Origin of the sequence: Parabacteroides massiliensis, assembly GCF_900155425.1 — a bacterium.
GTDB classification, from domain to species: domain Bacteria; phylum Bacteroidota; class Bacteroidia; order Bacteroidales; family Tannerellaceae; genus Parabacteroides; species Parabacteroides massiliensis.
Map to the genome: position 1 here is coordinate 915458 of NZ_LT700191.1, position 18367 is coordinate 933824.

The 18367-nt window shown below is 44.1% G+C and carries 8 protein-coding genes and 1 pseudogene; 3 read left to right on the forward strand and 6 right to left on the reverse strand.

Annotated features, from left to right (window positions below):
* The first annotated feature begins 152 nt into the window (after nucleotides 1-152).
* A pseudogene (locus tag BQ9893_RS14850) lies at nucleotides 153-1143 on the forward strand (DUF6051 family protein).
* 69 nt (nucleotides 1144-1212) lie between these two features.
* Here BQ9893_RS14850 and BQ9893_RS14855 read toward each other — a convergent pair.
* The gene (locus BQ9893_RS14855) at nucleotides 1213-2655 is read right to left on the reverse strand and encodes an MFS transporter (RefSeq protein WP_075967399.1); all 1443 of its coding nucleotides are present in this window, start codon (nucleotides 2653-2655) and stop codon (nucleotides 1213-1215) included.
* A gap of 207 nt (nucleotides 2656-2862) precedes the next feature.
* On the opposite strand from BQ9893_RS14855, the gene BQ9893_RS14860 reads away from it, so the two are divergent.
* A complete protein-coding gene (locus BQ9893_RS14860) occupies nucleotides 2863-4776 on the forward strand; it encodes an SGNH/GDSL hydrolase family protein (RefSeq protein WP_075966718.1) in 1914 nt (637 codons plus the stop codon).
* Nucleotides 4777-5108: 332 nt separating this feature from the next.
* Here the strand turns inward: BQ9893_RS14860 and BQ9893_RS14865 are convergent, their stop codons facing one another.
* From BQ9893_RS14865 to BQ9893_RS14875, 3 genes are read right to left on the reverse strand one after another with little or no spacing between them, the layout of a single operon-like run.
* Nucleotides 5109-8570, reverse strand: coding sequence for an SUMF1/EgtB/PvdO family nonheme iron enzyme (locus BQ9893_RS14865; protein ID WP_075966719.1), 3462 nt, complete (start codon nucleotides 8568-8570; stop codon nucleotides 5109-5111).
* Nucleotides 8571-8576: 6 nt separating this feature from the next.
* On the reverse strand, nucleotides 8577-11459 hold the full coding sequence (locus BQ9893_RS14870) for a sugar phosphate isomerase/epimerase family protein (RefSeq protein WP_075966720.1): 2883 nt from the start codon (nucleotides 11457-11459) through the stop codon (nucleotides 8577-8579).
* 31 nt (nucleotides 11460-11490) lie between these two features.
* Nucleotides 11491-12051: an RNA polymerase sigma-70 factor gene (locus BQ9893_RS14875; RefSeq protein ID WP_075966721.1), complete on the reverse strand. Its 561-nt coding sequence runs from the start codon at nucleotides 12049-12051 to the stop codon at nucleotides 11491-11493.
* A 512-nt stretch (nucleotides 12052-12563) separates the two neighbouring features.
* On the opposite strand from BQ9893_RS14875, the gene BQ9893_RS14880 reads away from it, so the two are divergent.
* Nucleotides 12564-13196: a transposase gene (locus tag BQ9893_RS14880; protein ID WP_244155011.1), complete on the forward strand. Its 633-nt coding sequence runs from the start codon at nucleotides 12564-12566 to the stop codon at nucleotides 13194-13196.
* 135 nt (nucleotides 13197-13331) lie between these two features.
* On the opposite strand, the gene BQ9893_RS14885 is transcribed toward BQ9893_RS14880, so the two are convergent.
* Nucleotides 13332-14954, reverse strand: coding sequence for a RagB/SusD family nutrient uptake outer membrane protein (locus BQ9893_RS14885; RefSeq protein ID WP_075966722.1), 1623 nt, complete (start codon nucleotides 14952-14954; stop codon nucleotides 13332-13334).
* 12 nt (nucleotides 14955-14966) lie between these two features.
* Nucleotides 14967-18362, reverse strand: a complete 3396-nt coding sequence (locus BQ9893_RS14890; RefSeq protein WP_075966723.1) for a TonB-dependent receptor — start codon at nucleotides 18360-18362, stop codon at nucleotides 14967-14969.
* Between the last annotated feature and the right edge of the window lie 5 nt (nucleotides 18363-18367).

An 18367-nucleotide genomic window follows, 5' to 3' on the forward strand; every position in this document is an offset into this window, starting at 1 on the left:
TCTGTTATTATAAGGTACGTATGTGCGAGAAATTTTTCTCTTTTTGCCGACAAAAAAGAAAAAACATGATAATATGCCCGATAACCACAACCAGTTTTCCCCTCCAATTGTTTTTCTGTTGTTAGTTTGTAGGAAACAAATTAAAAACGTATATGGATATTTCGACTCGTACACAGCAACTCAGCAGTCTTTTTTCGTATGACAAAAAAGCAGATTTGAAAGACAGCCATTTAGAGATCATTCCTTTTCGCTTTACTCAGATAACAGGAGCCAGCGAGATCAACAAATTTCAAAAAGAGCTTGCCACCACCGAGTTTTGTCCGATGACCGACAATCATATTCAAGAAAACAAGAGTTTCACCTATAGCGTCTTCACCCCTTCCGGCAAAGAAAAACGTGACAAGGCAATCATCCTGCTACACGGGCTGAACGAACGCACATGGGAAAAATATCTGACCTGGGCCGAATATCTGGCCAAGAATACAGAAAAACCGGTCATTCTTTTTCCCATCGCTTTTCATATGAACCGTACACCCATCCGCTGGTGTAATCCGAGAGAAACCTTGTCATGGGCGAATGTCAGGAAAAGCAAGATCAATGATCTCAGTAACTCCACGTTTGCCAATGTTGCGCTGAGTATCCGGCTTTCCAAGAACCCGTTACGTTTTTACGCATCCGGCAGAGAATCCGTCTATAACCTGTGGCAACTGGTACAAGAAATAAAAGAGGGCAAACATCCGCTTTTCAAGGAAGATACGTCCGTCAACCTGTTCGCCTATTCCATCGGCGCACTCCTGTCGCAAGTACTTATGCTCGCAAATCCGGAAAAGATGTTCAACGACACGCGTCTGTTCATGTTCTGCGGCGGATCGATCTTCAGCGAAATGGACGGGAACGCACGAGACATTCTTTCAACGGGCTTGCAACCGGATACGGGCGATATCGTTAAAAAAAGACAAAGTCATGCCGACATTGGGAGTGATCAAGGCCTTTGGCAACATATCCAACAAGATTCTGGAAGAGATGGATTTTCCATTTCCATATTCCCATCAGATTCCCTTCCCTTTCCGAAACAAAAGCTATCAAACGCTGGCCAACCAATCGTTTCTAAACATATTCAGAAAAGCAGCCGCTTTCCTATGATAAAAAAGGAGAATGCATCCAACACAGGTACATCCTCCTTCTTCATAAACTATATATTCTCTATGTCAATTATTCAAGAACAATCACTTTATATTTCGGAACCAATATCTTCATGATAACCCAACCGATCAAATAAGCGACAGCACATACGCAGAAGATAATGAAATAACCGGCAGGCTTGCCCGTGAAGCCCATAAATGTCATCTGAGTAGCATCTGCATAAACAAACAGATTTCCGGCCACTTTCTGCAAGATCATGGAACCGACACCACCGGCCATACCACCGATACCCGTGACGGTTGCAATAGCCGATTTCGGGAACATATCACCGACTGTCGAGAAGATATTGGCAGACCATGACTGATGGGCTGCACCACCGATACCAATCAAGATAACCGGGAACCATGGAGAAATAGTACCCAGCGGCTGTGCCAACAGCACCAGCAACGGGAAGAAAGCAAAAATCAACATCGCTTTCATACGGGCTGCATATGGGTTCATTCCACTTCGGTTAATAAAGATCGTCGGCAGTTTACCTCCGTAAATAGACAACATCGTGATGGCATACAAGGAAAATATCAATCCCATGCCCAACGGATCGGATGTCTTGATGCCGAACTGTGTATTCAGATAAGAAGGAGTCCAGAAAAGGAAGAACCACCAAACTCCGTCTGTCATGAATTTACCGACAACAAAAGCCCAAGTCTGTTTGAACGTAAAACATTGCAGGAAACCGATCTTCTTTTCGTGTTCTTCTTCGACAAAGACAACGTCTTTTTCATTCTTATCCTGTTCGATATATGCCAACTCGGCTTTATTTACATGTTTGCTCTTGTTCGGAGTCGTGTACATGAACACCCATAAACCCATCCAAACAAAACCGAGCGCACCGATCACGATAAAGGCCATTTCCCAACCCCAGGCTTTTGCCAACAAAGGTATGGAGATCGGAGCGACCAATGCACCGATAGAAGCGCCGGCATTGAAAATAGAAGTTGCATAGGCACGGTCCTTCTTCGGGAAATATTCAGCCGTAACCTTGATGGCTGCGGGGAAGTTACCAGCTTCACCCAATGCCAGAATACAACGGGCAGCCAGGAAGAAATACATACTCACGGTTGCCAACACAACCACTACATCTCCTGTTGCAGCGATCAGTTCGGCTGCACTGCTCATACCGACATAATGTTCGGTTGCGATTCCGCAACCGGCATGGAGACAAGCTCCGAACGACCAAACACCGATAGCCCAAAGATATCCTTTCTTCGTGCCCATCCAGTCGATAAAGCGGCCGGCAAACAGCATACAGATTGCATATACAATTGAGAAAACTGATGTTATCGTACCGTAATGAGACTCGTTCCAATGGAACTCCGGTTTGATAAACTCATCCCAAGTCAAAGAAAGGACCTGGCGATCGAGATAATTCACTGTTGTTGCGAAAAATAACATTGCACAGATTGTCCATCTGTAATTTGTCATTTTCTCGCCTGCTTTTTGAAATGTGTTCATGATATTAATATTCGTTTTCCATAATACGGGGGCAAATATAAGGTATTTTTTTTTGTTATACACAAGTTTGTGTGTGCGAATACACAAAGTATTTTATTTCTTTCACATCCAAACCTCGATTATTAGCCTCGATTATTAGAAGCTTGATTTGCAAAAAATAAGTATTTTACGTACGTTTGCCCCTCCAATGTATACATTATAAATACCATGATTATTATGAAAAAGATTATTTATCTGGTACTTCTGTGCCTGATAACCAGTCTGGCCGTCCAGGCCCAAGAAAAGAAAAGCGAATGGAATGGATGCGACCGCTATGACTTCACATTCAAAGACCGCCAAGCGACTGTTGTCGTACCTAAAAAAGCGGCTAAAGGAAACCCGTGGATCTGGCGTCCGGCATTCTTCGATGCTTTTCCAAGTGTAGACAAAGCATTGCTGGAAAAAGGATTCCATATTGTCTACTACGACGTGACTCATCTGTATGGAAGTCCAAGAGCAGTTTCCTTGGGTACCGAATTCTATAAGGATATAACGGACCGTTACGGCCTTTCACCCAAAGTCACACTGGAAGGATTCAGCCGTGGCGGCTTGTTTGCATTCAACTGGGCCGCCCAAAATACGGATAAAGTGGCTTGTATATATGTAGACGCTCCCGTTTGCAATGTGTTTAGTTGGCCGGGAAGAAAAAATGCGACTTTATGGAATGACCTGTTAAAGGAATGGAATCTGACAGATGCCGAGATGGAACATTTCAAAGGGAACCCGATCGACAACCTCGCCCCGATTGCTGCCGCAGGCATACCGATCATCAGCGTATGCGGCGATAGTGACCAGACTGTTCCCTACAAAGAGAACATGGATGTCGTACGTTCGCGCTACCTTGCGGCAGGAGGTCCGGTGGAAGTAATCCTAAAGAAAGGATGCGACCATCATCCGCACAGCCTGGAAAATCCTGAGCCGGTAGTAGACTTTATCCTCCGCCAGCAGCCGGAATATGAAAAGTATTTGCACTATACGCTACGCGGCAGCTTACAAAATTCGTTCCGCAAGTTCGAAAAAGAACGCCGGGCACGAGTTGCTTTCCTGGGAGGATCCATCACGGAAATGAACGGATGGCGCAATATGGTAGAGCAACAACTACAGCAGCGTTTTCCTTATACACAATTCGAATGGGTAGAAGCAGGCATCGGTTCGACCGGGACGACTCCGGGTTCTTTCCGCCTGCAACATGATATCCTTTCGAAGGGGAAAATCGACCTTCTTTTCGTTGAAGCCGCCGTAAACGACGACACAAACGGATTCAGCGCCCTCGAACAGGTTCGCGGCATGGAAGGGGAAGTGCGTCATGCTTTGGAAAGCAATCCGGAAATGGACATCGTCATGTTGCACTTCATCTACGACCCGTTTATCCCGCTGATTGCTCGTCGCCAGATGCCGGATGTCATCTTGAATCACGAACGGGTGGCGAACCACTACCTTATCCCTTCGGTCAATCTCTGCCAGGAGATCGGCGAACGGATGCAAGACGGCGAATTTACCTGGGACGATTTCGGTGGTACTCATCCGAAACCTTTCGGCCATAAGTTTTATGCAGCCGCTATCGGCCATCTTTTCGATGAAATGTGGAAAGGCGTTTCGCCGGAAGGGCCGATTGTGGCACACGAAATTCCCGTCAAACCGCTGGATACCTACAGTTATTATAACGGAGATTTCATTGCCCTCGAAAAAGCCCGCTTAAACAAAGGCTGGAAATTAGTCGGCAACTGGCATCCAGACAACAAGGCCGAAAAACGAAACGGTTTTGTCGATGTCCCGATGCTGGAAGCTACCCGTCCGGGCGACCGGCTAACACTGGATTTCCGGGGCAAAGCAATCGGTATTTTCTGTGTCAGCGGGCCTTCAGCCGGGATATTGGAATATAGTGTCGACGGCGCCCCATTCAAAGAGCTGGATACTTTCACGCAGTGGAGCCACAACCTCTACATCCCCTGGGTCTACATGTTGGAAACGGAATTGGAAGATACAGATCACAAGCTGGTTCTCCGTATATCGAAAAAGAAAAATCCTGCCTCGCTGGGGACGGAATGCCAGATACGAAACTTCGTCGTGAACGGCAAATGACAGGAAAAGAACTGTCATACTATCATGGCTTCAATCACAGCCTTTGAATATCAACATTTAAACAGAATGATAGTAGCAAATTGAACCATCATGCTACTATCATTCTACTATCATGGTTCATCTGTTACCAGAGTGAATTTTACCCAAAGCACCAGACCCATTTAACCAAAAGCAGGCAGACCTTTTCGCAAAGACCCTCATCTCAGCACTATGCCGACCCCCATCTGCACGACCTTTAGACCCGGATGTCAAAGGTCGCGAGACCCGGATGTCAAGAGAGTAAAGCAAGTAATTCCTCAAAATAAGTCATATACTTTCGAAAAAAAACATGCTCAATCTTCTATAATCAAGCGAAGCCCTACATTATTGACGCGCTGCCAGGGCAAATAAACACGGCGAACTGTTGCTGTAGCATCCTTCGGACGGTCTATCCATGAACCGCCACGAGCAACCACCTGACGCGGATCAGCCGTTGTCTGGGCCTTTTCGCTGTAAGGATAAGGAGCATATAGCGAACGCGTCCATTCCTGCAGATTGCCATGTATGTTGATCAATCCGAACGGATTCGGCTTATAGTTATATTCGTCAGCCGGAATCATCATTCCGTCATTGACTGTTTCTACTTTTGGCAAATAATTGTAATACGGGAACCAGGGATTATCCTTTGCCATCGGCTGCGGGTCGATACCCGTCACCGCCATCTTTTCCAGCTGAACATCCGCCAGATTCTCATAAGGTCCAAAGTTTGCATCCATCGAACCATACCAGAACGGTTGATCGTTGCCACCACGACAAGCCCACTCCCATTGTACTTCTGTCGGAAGCGTCACCTTCAAACCTGTCTTTTTTGAAAGCATATCGCAATACTTCATTGCTTCTTCGTAGCTGACGCGGATAACCGGTTGGTTGGGTTTATTGGCCGGATAACCAGGAGTTGTATGATCTTTCCAGAGTTGCGCATAGATACGACTGTCATGCTCCGGAACCAACGCATTGTACTGTTCGTTGGTCAATTCCTTCTCCGACATCCAGAAACCTTTTTTTACTTCAGCTTTGAATGCAGGAGCCTGATCCGGATACCCCTCATTCGTTCCCATTACAAACTTACCGGCAGGTATACGTACAAAAGTGATCTTTACGCCATCAGCCACTTCAACCTCTTTTCGAAGTCCTGTCTCTTTTGACAACAGATTCTGAATGTCTTCAGCTGTCAAGGGCCAACCCTTCATCTTTATCTCTTTATGTTTTACCGGAACCATCTTTTCCGGCATTTCCGGACGGATTTCTCCTTTACCTTTCAGATAAGAAGCATAATCGGCCAACTCTTTACGCCAGTCTACACCGGCATTGTTCGCATATTTATTGGCCAGTTCGATACGGCGTTCATACTGGTCATAGCCATTCAGCGGATCGGCATCGAACTCTCCACGTCCAGACGCATTCATATCGATCCACGTAGTCAGATGATCCCATTCACTGTCAGTCAGTTTCACATTATAGTGTCCCCGTTCCAGCATACGGACTATCTCACTGGTAGAAGCATGATATTCGTATGGACTCATCACATACATATCAGCTTCCGGTCCCTGACGGTTCACGTACGGATGGAAAGCCAGATAACTCTTCTGGAAATAACGTGTGCCACTCCAATCAGTAATGCCTACGGAGGTCGTATCCTTAAAGTTCGGACGTCCGGCTTTACTTCCGTCATGACATGCCACACAAGCACGATCCAGTATCGGCTGAATTTCATACTTGAACGCATATGAGCGGATTCCGCCCTCAGCGATCGTCAGTTCATGAGGTTGACGGGTAGAAGCCTGCACACGCTTCGGTACGGGAATCGTATTCTGGTCTTCATGGCAACCGACGCACGAAACGACTTCGCCCGGCATACCGGTCAGCCAGCTACGCATCCATTGTACGGCACGCCCATCTTTATCCAACGGCTGCAAAGAAACAGGCGTATTGGCAGGAATCTTGAAGATAGCAGAACCGTCTTCCTCCACCGGAACGGTTCCTAACAGACGTTTGATATCCCAACCCGCCTGGACACCGTGGTTATAATGGTCGGACAATGTCCGGCGATACGCATACTCATAAGCATACACACGAAACGATTTGATCTCCCCACGAGGCACACCTCTCAATCCTTCTCCTTCATAAATGTCCTGAATAAATACAGTCGCTTCCTTTTCACCCGGCTTGATTCGATCCGGAATAACCGGAGGAACCGGTGTGCTCTTTACCGGGACAGAATAGATCATACCGGCCTCATCCGCGTTGGCAACCAACGTCAGGTTATCATAAATATCCACCAAATAAACACCCCAGCGGCTATACGGAGACAATTTGGCTGTTACAAGGAATGTTTCGTCCGTCAACGGGTATGGTTTAATGAACTGTGGCCATACACCATTCACCAATTCATCCTTTACCTCCGGAATGATCGGACGACCTCGGAAAGGCAATTCCTGGATCATACCTTTTTCCTCCTTACGGCTCTTTGCCGGGTCAAAGATCATCAGACGGCCGGAACGTGCTATTCCATGATGACCGGAAATAACACCGACAAAACGGTTGGAACGTTTTGGTAACGGCTGCACGTCGAAAATACTGTTCGGAAACATGGAACCACTGCCATACAGAGACTTCTGTTCCGTTCCATCCGGATTCATGTGCATGACGATACGAGAAAAATAGTGCGTCAAGTCAGTATATTCCCAACGGATGTACATTACTTTTCCATTTGCCAGTACTACCGGATGCCAGTTCGCATCCTGGTCGAAGGTCAGACGACGCAGATAACCATTGTTTGGATCATACAGAACCATATTGCCAACCGCGTCACTACCATTCACACAAGGCACGCCCTGATAACCGATATTGGAGACCGCCAACATACGTCCGTCAGGCAGATAGGTCCCGTCGAAGAACTCCAGATCCGGTTCCGGGACATTGGTAATCTGTTTTGCCTCTCCGCTGTTGATATCCAATTCGTGTACCTGCCATCTCCTTGTCGTATCCAAAGCAGTAAACATCAAATGTTTACCATCCCAGTTCAACACCAGGTCGGTAAGGGAAGAACCGTCCACTGCCGGTTTATAAAGAACTTTCTCTCTCAATTCGCCACTGTGCAGACCGGACATTTCAATCAGTTGAGCTTTAAAGTTCTTACGGCTGGCAGAACTCAGGTTCGACCAGTTGTTCGGCTGGATACCCAAACTGCCTGCTCCAACGAAATTGGCTCTTTCTCCCAAATCGAATTTTACCGTCAACATTTTGTCGACATTCACATCCGGACTCATCAGCATCAACTTACGTTTTAAAGCCAATGCTTTGTTTGCCTTGTCGATAGCCTGAGTGTCACCGGTATAAATACCGTCAAAACCACCGGCCAGCAACGCCTTCAATTCACTGAAACGTTTATCCGCCAACACAGCATCAAATCCGGAACTTTTTTTCATGATGCTCAAAGCCTCCTGAATAGCCTCCGGCTTCATCCATTCCAGTTCAGCCTGTATCTCCAAAACCGACAATAAGCGGGCAGTCAGATTTTCATAGGCAGCCATTCGCTTGGAAGAGCTCGATTGCGCATCGGCTTTGTCCAGTTCGGTCTGGAAATAAGAGTCGTTCTTTAACTCTTTCACCATAGCAATCAGTGCCTTTTGGGTTCTGTCAAGCTGTTCGGAGGTAATTTCCTCCTTTGTCTCACAACTGGGTTGTGCGGATAATGTACCTCCACTCAACAGACTGAAGATCACACATCCTGTAATCAATAATTTCTTCCACATAGATGTTTATTTAATAACAAATTCGTCCATCACTTTTCCATCCAGATATTCTTCATCCTGCGAAGCATACAGGCCATCCATGATATAATTCGACTGTGGAAATGCAGCCAGAATTTTACGGATTAGCGTTACTTTATCGGACTTATACACCGGAGCATTGGTGTTCCACAATTGATCATGGATATCCTTTTCCGGAGCAGAAATAAGAATCTCTTTGATCTCCATCTGTTTCAGGCGGTTCAAATCGGCATCCAGCCCGGCCTCGTTATTCAGCAGTAACGACAAGGCCGGTACTAACGTGAAGTTCGGGCGGCCCACCTCCCTTACCAATTTCTGAAGCCCTTCTATCGTATCAGGCGTACGGGCAACGGACTGCCTCAACAATAAACGGATATTTTTCTTTGCTGCATAATCGGACAATTCCCGGAAAGATTCTTTCAGCGAAGTATAGAATTGTTCCATCGTGTAATTATTTTCGATGGTCCGTTGGGTAGAGATCAACAATTCGTCGGCTCCCAGTATCTCCATCTTATCGATAACACCTTTCATCACCTCCATACTCTTCCGATAGAAAGGAAGATCATTATTCACGATTCGCAAATCTGGATACAGGTTCAAGCCGGAAGTCAAGTCAACCGTCATCTTCAGTTTTTGCCGTCCCAACCAGCCGGCTTCCTGTTTCAAAACCTCTTTCTCCCGGTTATGCAGATAACGCCAGTCGATCACAACCCGGTCATAATGTTCAAAGAATGTCGGGCGTGAAAGAATTTCTTCCTTCACATCCATGATATTACGCAACACAAGCGCCCGTCCGGTCGTATTCGGAACCGGAGTGATCTCCGGCATAACCGTCACATCTGCCTTTTCATCCAAGCGGACACGGAAAATACGGACATTTCCACCAGCTATCGTATGAGCTGTATTCTTGCCAAACGATGTATTCAGCATCACTTTCGGCGTATAGCCTACAGCTTTCATTTCTGAGCAATCGGTCGGTAATTCTTTGATGGATACGATTTTACCTGCCTTTGTCCCAATGGAAAAATCTTTCGGCTCCCAAGATTCATTTGAGATCAGGACTGTATATTCGCCGTTCCCTCTGGAACAGGTCACAAGGCTCAATTCCGGATTGGTTTCAAACAGTTGTACAGAAGCAAAAATATCTGCCATCAATGCTTTGGTATGGTTCAGCATAGGATAAGGTTTATCCAGTGTTTTTTCTTCCATCACCTTCACAGGCAATTCACATTGAGGTTGCTCGATAACACCATACGGAGAAGCAAATACCGTTACTTTCCCTTTTCCAGCATTCAGTTCGATGGCTGCCGGTAGTTCATTGCTTTTTTGCAGGACGGTGGCAGAAGACGGATAGATCAACTCAGCTAAGGTATAAGGCGCACATTCCTTTAAGGATTCTCCTTTATAAGTAAGTGGAGCCGTGCATACCATTGTCTTTTCTCCGGTACGAATACCCGCTATTCCATCCGGCATATTCTTCAGGGAGCCGGCTGTAATGACCAGATGGCCACCTGTATGCACATAAGCATTCAGCTTATCATTAATTTCCCGACCCGGACGCAACTCGTTGGCAATAACCAATACCGGATATTGTTTCAATACCCACAGTGGTGCATCACTCATCAGACAGTCGGCAATATCTCCGTAAGGGTTCGGAGCGATAAAGCCCCTTTCATCCTTATAATAGGAAGCATCCTGATAACCCGGATACAAAATATCGAGCATGGCATCCGTCAGATAATCCGGCAATTCGTAAGGCAGATTGCCCCACACTTTATAAGCCTGTCTCGAATATAAATGACGCGGAAATGACCAACCGGAGAAGAAATCAGTCATCAGTGCTACCGGTGTGTACATCATACCCGGATCACCGTATTTGTCCACCCATTTAACCGCACTCTGTTGTATCTTTCCGATAGGACTGAGTTTCTTATTGTCGACCTGCATAGCCCCTTCAAAACCGACAGCCACACAATCATACATCAAATGAGTATAGATCAGACGCTTTAGTAATCCGAGAGAGGTTCCTTTCAACGGTCCTCCACTATTATAGTCATCATCTATGCCGGTTGCGTCCGAATCGTATGTTTTATGTCCCCAACGGTTCCATACGGATGCATTGCCGAACCAGTTTACCCCGTATTGTTTACCCGCTCCACGGATAAACGAATAATATATCTGTGAATTAGGCAATCCTTGAGCTGTTTCAGCTCCTATCAGAGTATAAACACCTTCTTTCAGAAAATAATGTCCGAAATTCAGAGAAACAAGTGTTGCCATTTTGTTTCCTAACTGATCGCCCATTTCCTGAAAATGGCGCTGGAAATTAAAATATTGTTGTTTGCGGTCTGCACCTAAAGGATACATACGAGGAGCAAAGCTACCGACATAACGGCCATCCTGCTCACCATTGTCCATACCCAGCCAACGGTCGCCCAATTCCGTTTCAAAAAGATCCAATACGCCATCCGGAATAACGAACTGGGTCCAATATCCGCCTGGACCAGAACCGGGAATATATCCCCACAGATCAAACAGATAGAGATTCCTTTTCTTTATCTCGGCAACGACCTCTTTCAGATTATCCTGGAAAACCAACGGATAGGAAACCCACAGGATATCCCCTAATTTATCTTTAACCACCCATTGATCGAGCTTTTGTTTGTAGTCGCCTGAAAGATCACGCAGAGCGATAAACTGAATTTTGTTATTAAAGAAAGAAGCATCCGGCGATTTCACATGATGACGCCCGTAATCCGGATGACGGGACGGAGACATTTGATAAGGATACAGCTTGATATTATTCTGCGCAAACGATTGGCCAGAGAATAGCAATCCCAACAAAATAATAAGTATAAGAATCTTTTTCATGAGTTTTTTATGATTGTTGTTTCAAATCAGACTAATCCAGAGAAGTCGACAGATATTCTTTCAGAACCAGACGAAGTTGTGCCAGTGCTTTCTTCTGATACAGTTTTACAGCATTAATGGAAATACCCATTTCTTCCGAAATTTCAGCGTAGGTCAGATTTTTATACCGGCTAAGTTCAAAAACCCTTTTATACTGGGGAGGTAATTCTTTCACCGCTCTACCAATCCGTTCTATCAGCTCTTTAGAGAGAACATAATCGAGAGGAGATTCATCCAACGAAAATAATGTATTCCTTTCCACAACAGTATCATTCAACTCCACATATTCCGGTTGATTTCGCCTAAGGTATGATAAGCACGCATTATGAACAGCCCTGATTAAATAAGCTCTGACAGAAGTGGTAATAACCAATGTCTCTCTGCTTTCCCATAACCAGCGGAATACATCACCGACAATTTCCTCTATTATATATTCTTCCGTGATGTAAGAACGTGCCTCATAACAAAGAAAAACATAATACTTTTTGAATAAAAACTCAAAAGTTTTATGATTTTCCACCTTCAAATCTAAAACCTCATCACCAACCGCCATTCTTCCAGATCAAATACGCATTCTCACTAACAGATATCTATTAGAATTCAACCAGTTTAATGAGAAGTAATAGTGACTAACTGAAAGCAGTTTTTCAGTTAGTCATGCGAATCAGCAGTTGAAAACATCTTCAGATTCTTGATTTAAAAGTTTGTAATTCAGTTAATTATCTCATTATTTTATTTTGTAATCTCCTTGAAAATCAGTAAATTAGAAGAATAAAACCACTCATTTTTCTAATTATGATTCCCAAGGAGAAAAAGTTAATACTAATAGGTTTGTATATGTATATCTGTGATGTCCATAAGTCTTCTCTGCGTTTCCACTGCCAGAGATTCAGTAACAATTCCAATCCTGAGTTTACGGATGAGGAGGTTCTTACCATCTATCTGTTCTGCGGGTACTGCCAGAGATACTTCAACATCAAGGAGATACATACCTTCGCTAAGGAGTATCTGTCATCATGGTTTCCAAAATTGCCGTCTTATCAAACGTTTTGCGTACGCCTAAATATGCTTTCAGAAACATTTAAGGTGCTGGTGGAAACCATGATACAATCATTCAAGCCCAAGGATTGCGACTCCATTATATCCATTGTCGATTCTATGCCGATAGTGACCTGTAAAGGGAAAAACCGAGAGGGGAAAGTAGCTACGGAGATAACATCAAAAGGGTATTGCTCCACTAAGAACATGTACTACTATGGCATGAAACTGCATATGGTAGGACAGCGTAGGGAGGGAACCTTACCTTTTCCGGAAATGATAACTCTGACACCGGCTTCGGACAACGACCTGACCGTATTCAAAAGCGAATGCGTGCCATACCTATCCGGAAAGACGGTGCTTGCAGACAAGATTTACAGCGATTTCTCTTTCTTTAATGAGAACAATCCGGTTAAAGTGCTTACTCCGCATAAAGAGATTAAAGGGGAACCGGAAGTTCTCAAACAGAGGGAGAAAGCTGCAAGAGACCTTTTCTCGCAAGCCGTTTCTAAAGTCAGACAACCTATCGAATCCTTTTTCAACTGGCTGAATGAAAAAACAGAAATTCAAAGAGCATCTAAAGTAAGAGCTACCAAAGGGCTGTTGGTACATACCTTTGGAAAGTTGGCTATTGCTCTACTTACATTTGTTAATTTTTAATTTTTGAATCAGAAAGCCAACTGCTGATTCGCATTAGTCACTATTTTTTAACTGTTAAAAAATTAATTTTCAAAGAAAATACCAAGGGAAACCGAAAAAATATCCCCAGGCACCTCTTTTCATAAAATTATATCATTAAATATAATTCGGATCTTGAACCAGAACACCACCGGCTTTATCAATTTCAGCCTGTGGTAACGGGAAATAATAGAATGCAGGCTTAAAGACCTTAATATAAGTGGGTAATGCCGGATCGGCTGCGCCATCCACTAATTCTTCCATTAATTTCCAACGTTTTAGCTGGAAGTACCGATGACCTTCAAATACAAATTCCACACGCCATTCATTACGGATACGTTCACGCATCTGCTCTTTAGTCAAACCGGCAGGTAACTCTGGCTGACCGGAACGAACACGAATCTGATTAACCGCATCATACACCTTCTGCGTCGGTCCGTTTGCCTCGTTTTCTGCTTCAGCAATCATCATCAAAACTTCGGCATAACGCAAAATGATAACGTCCGCATCGGAAATAGTGGAATAACTCGGCATTTCTTTTGTCGGTTGAACCAACTTCATCATACCAAATCCTGTTTGCATCTGACTGGTAATTGTCACCGGATCTCCTTCTTGTCCATCTATCGAGAAATCAGCTACGCCACTATGGCAAACTGTTTCATACAAACGACGATCGCGATTTTGAAACAATTTAGCCCTTTCAGCTTTATTGGCCTCTCCTAATTCTCCAGTAGCTAATAAAGATTCATTCACCGGAACTGTCAACGGAGATTCACCCCATTTCTGACCGTCTGTGCACTCGAATGCATCCACCAAATCACGGGTAACACCACAAGTTGTCCATGCAGCATAATACAAATCCATATTATGGGTCGTATTAGGCGCTAAATAACGAACGGAGAACATAATTTCAGGAGACGACAACTGCTTGGAAGATATAAAGTTATCGCGCATTCTATCTGCTAATCCATACCCTTTTACCGATTCCAGCAAAGATACGATTTCCCCCATTTTGGAAGGATCTGCATTCCCTTTATCATCATAGGCATCAGTCAACATCAAACGAGCCTTGAACGCTTTCAAAGCACCCGGAGAGAAATATCCAGACATTTGAGCATCAGAATAGGGCTTGTCCGGCAATGCTGCGATGGCTTCATCGAAATCTTTCATTATCTGGGTATAAATTTCAGCACGCGAGGCTTTTGCCTGGTACATATTATCCATTGTCAAAGATTCCGTTACCAAAGGTACTTCCCGATAACACTGATACAACCAAGAATAAAAATATCCTCTCAATGCTTTCGCTTGCGCAAGCATAAAAGATTTCTCATCAGCAGACATATCAGCCCCTTGATAAGCTTCCAGGTTTTCCATCAACAAATGGACACGGGCAATGCCCTGGTAACAATGCTTATACATATAAGTGACATATCCCGTAGTATTCGGATCCAAATCACCTAAAGCGATCGTCTTGGTTTTTCCATAGGTATCTTCGTCATGCTGGCAAATGGAGTTGTCTGTCAGGTTATCAAAACAAGCCACAATCTGTGACATGACTCCAGGCCATTCGTATACAATAGAAAAACTGCCAGCCAATGCAGATTGGAAATCACTCTTTTTCTGCCAGAAAATAGACTGTGAAGGTGAAGAAGGAGGATCTTTCTGCAAGAAATCACTACAAGAAGTCGTAGAACCCACCAACAAAGCCGAAGCCAATATAATATTTACTATTTTTTTCATTGCATTCTACTTTTAAAATTCAACATTCAAACCAAATGAACAAATCCTATTCTGCGGATAAACAGCAGCACGTCCATCACTCTCACGTTCCGGATCCAAACCATAGAATTTTGTAAATGTCAACAAGTTATCTCCAGAGAAATAAACTCTGACTCTCGACATTTTTACTTTATCCGTAACAGATTTAGGTAAAGTATAACCGAACGTCAAATTCTTCAAACGGAAATAAGAAGCATTCTGCAACATATAAGTGTTTGGCCTGTTATTCTTATTACCGCCCAAATTGTCAAAATACAGACGTGGATGTTCAGCATTATATGGATTTTCTTCCGTCCACATGCCTTCTACATATTCCCGTGTCGGAGCAGATCCTTGACGGAACGGATAAATACCCCACTCGTTTGTATACCACTTCTTTCCCGAAACACCTTGTCCTTGCAGAGACAGGTCAAAGCCTTTCCAGCTCGCACCGGCATTTACAGAATATTCAAATCCGGGGAAACGTCCGGAAATAGGTACACGGTCATCGTTGTTGATGACTCCGTCATTATTCTGATCCTTATACTTCAGGTCTCCCGGCAACGTATTATCATTAAACTGTTTCGGCGAATTTTTCACTTCATCTTCCGTAGCAAAAATACCGATACATTCCAACATATAATACTCATTGTAAGGAAGGCCTTCTCTTCTCAAATTATAACCACTAATTTCTTCTGCGCCAAATTTAGTCAATTTGTTCCTTGAACGATCAAAATAAACACCTGCATTGTATTGCAAGCCTTTAAATACACCGTCTGTAATCATGTTGTTATAATTGAAAGCAATCTCAAAACCTTTGTTCTCAACTTCTCCATTATTGACTGTCGGAGCATCCAAACCTAAAATATCGGACACTTGCGAAGAGCGTAAAATGTCTGAAGTCACTTTCTTATACCAGTCGAATGTCACACTCAATCCATTAAACACTTGCAAATCGAGACCGACATCGGTTATAGTCGTAGTTTCCCACTTGATGTTACGGTTTGCATACGCTTTCTGCTGATAACCAACAGTTTCTGTTTTCTTGTCAAACGGATAGTTTGAAACACTTGCAATCATTGCCTGATAAGGATACAGACCAATATTCTGGTTACCCAATTGTCCCCAAGAAGCACGGATCTTGGCATTATTCAACCAATTCAGATTCAAATCTTTCATAAAATCTTCTTCGGTAATACGCCAACCGGCTGAGAATGACGGGAAGATACCCCAACGATTTTCGGAAGAGATACGAGACGTACCGTCATAACGCATATTGGCCTCAAACAAATAACGCTCCTTAAAGTTGTAGTTCAAACGAGCAAATACAGACTGGATTGCCCATTCTTCCAACGTACCTGAATTCGACCAGTTCGCATTAGAACCTGCATTGATTACCGGAAGATCGAACGCATACTCTTTTCTGAATGCCCGTATCGTTTCATATTTCTCAGCCTCCTGGCTATAACCGGCCATGATATTGAAACTGTGATATTGGTTCGGAGTTGTGAAATCATATTTCAGATAGGTATACAGATTCGTATAAAAACGACGCTGGTCTTCTACCGTCAAACCGTTTGCACCTCTATCCAGATAACCGGTTTGTTCACCTGTATGATAGTCATAAACAGGGATATCAGATCCTCCCCATTCCTTCCATTTATTGGATTCCAAACGAGCAGCTCCTTTCGTGTACCAACTCAATCCTTTAGCCAATTTGATATCCAACCACAATTGGGCATTTACATCGAAATTCTGATAATTCTTGTTCGTACCCGTACCAATGATAGCCGGCATATTTTTATTGTGAGATTCGAAAGAATAAGCGGAACCTGTCCAACGGGTGATTCCCGAACCATCGTCCGGCAACCAAGGCATATATGTCGGAGCTTGCGACATGGTAGAAAGTAAAACATCACTTTGTCCCTGACGAGGTTCATCACGATCGCCATACATTAAATTAGTGTACGTACCGATCTTGATAAAATCCGTAATTTGCGATGTTAAATCGACTGTAGCATTGTACTTCTGATAATCGAAACCTTTCAACGTACCCGGCTGGTCCACGAAATTCAAAGCCACATTATATGTAGTCTTTCCTGCATTACCGGCAATCGACAAATTATGGTTTTGAACAACAGCCGGATTAAACATATAATCCAACCAATCAAAGTTAGGATATTGTTCACTGCCGCCGCCATTCCGGTAAGCATTGATCTGTTCCTGCGTATAACGCTCTCCGGCACCGGAGTTCGCTTTGGCAAGATTATACAATTCCATATATTCGGCAGAATTAGTCACCAGATCATACATACGGGTCGGATTATAAATTGCTACATTACCATGATAAGCAATATGCGCTTTGCCTTCCCCTTCTGCCCCTTGTTTCGTTGTAACAAGAATCACACCATTTGCAGCACGCGCACCATAAATAGCGGCTGAAGCAGCATCTTTCAAGACTGAAACACTCTCAATCATACTTGGGTCCAGGTTCGAGATACTGCCCGGAACACCATTTATCAACACCAGCGGATCAGAACCGGCACTGGAGAAAGTACCCTGGCCACGCACACGGAAAGAAGTAGATTCATTACCCGGTGCACCCAAACCTTGGTTAACTCGCAAACCCGGAACTTGCCCCTGCAACATGGTTGCCGCGTTCGTTACCGGACGTTTCGTCATTTCTTCTCCGGTCACAGCCGTTACCGCACCCGTCAAGTTCAATTTCTTTTGTGTACCGAAACCAACTACCACCACTTCATCCAACGCCTGTGAATCTTCTTTCAGGATAACAGATATAACAGATTTATTCCCCACAGGGATACTTTGTTCGATATAACCTATATAAGAGATCTTCAATGTTGCCCCATTAGGTACATCCAATACAAAATTACCATCCACATCCGTCACCGTACCGATTGTCGTCCCTTCAACTACCACATTCGCACCGATAACAGGTTCATTATTGGCATCTAACACACGGCCTGTAACCTGTTTGGTCTGCTGCATCACAGTATTCGGCCCTACTTGTCCGGCACGAGTAATCACGACATGACGATCATTGATCTCATACCGAACATTACGTCCGTTAAACAATACTGCCAAGACTTCATTAATTGTCTTATTATCCAGGGATACAGAGACTCTTTCATCCAAATTCAAGTCTTTCACGTCCAGACTGAATGAAAATTCGCTTTGGCTTTTAATAGATTCAATAACCTCACGAATCGTAGCATTTTTAAGATTTAAGGAAAGCATATGTTCAGTTGCATACGTACTTGCACCAAGCGAAAGCGTTCCAGCAACCAGAAATACACCAGCCAAGTTTGCCAAACGCCCTGCTCTTGCAGACAGTAAGTCCTGAACAGATTTTCTAAATGTTTTTTTCATACTTC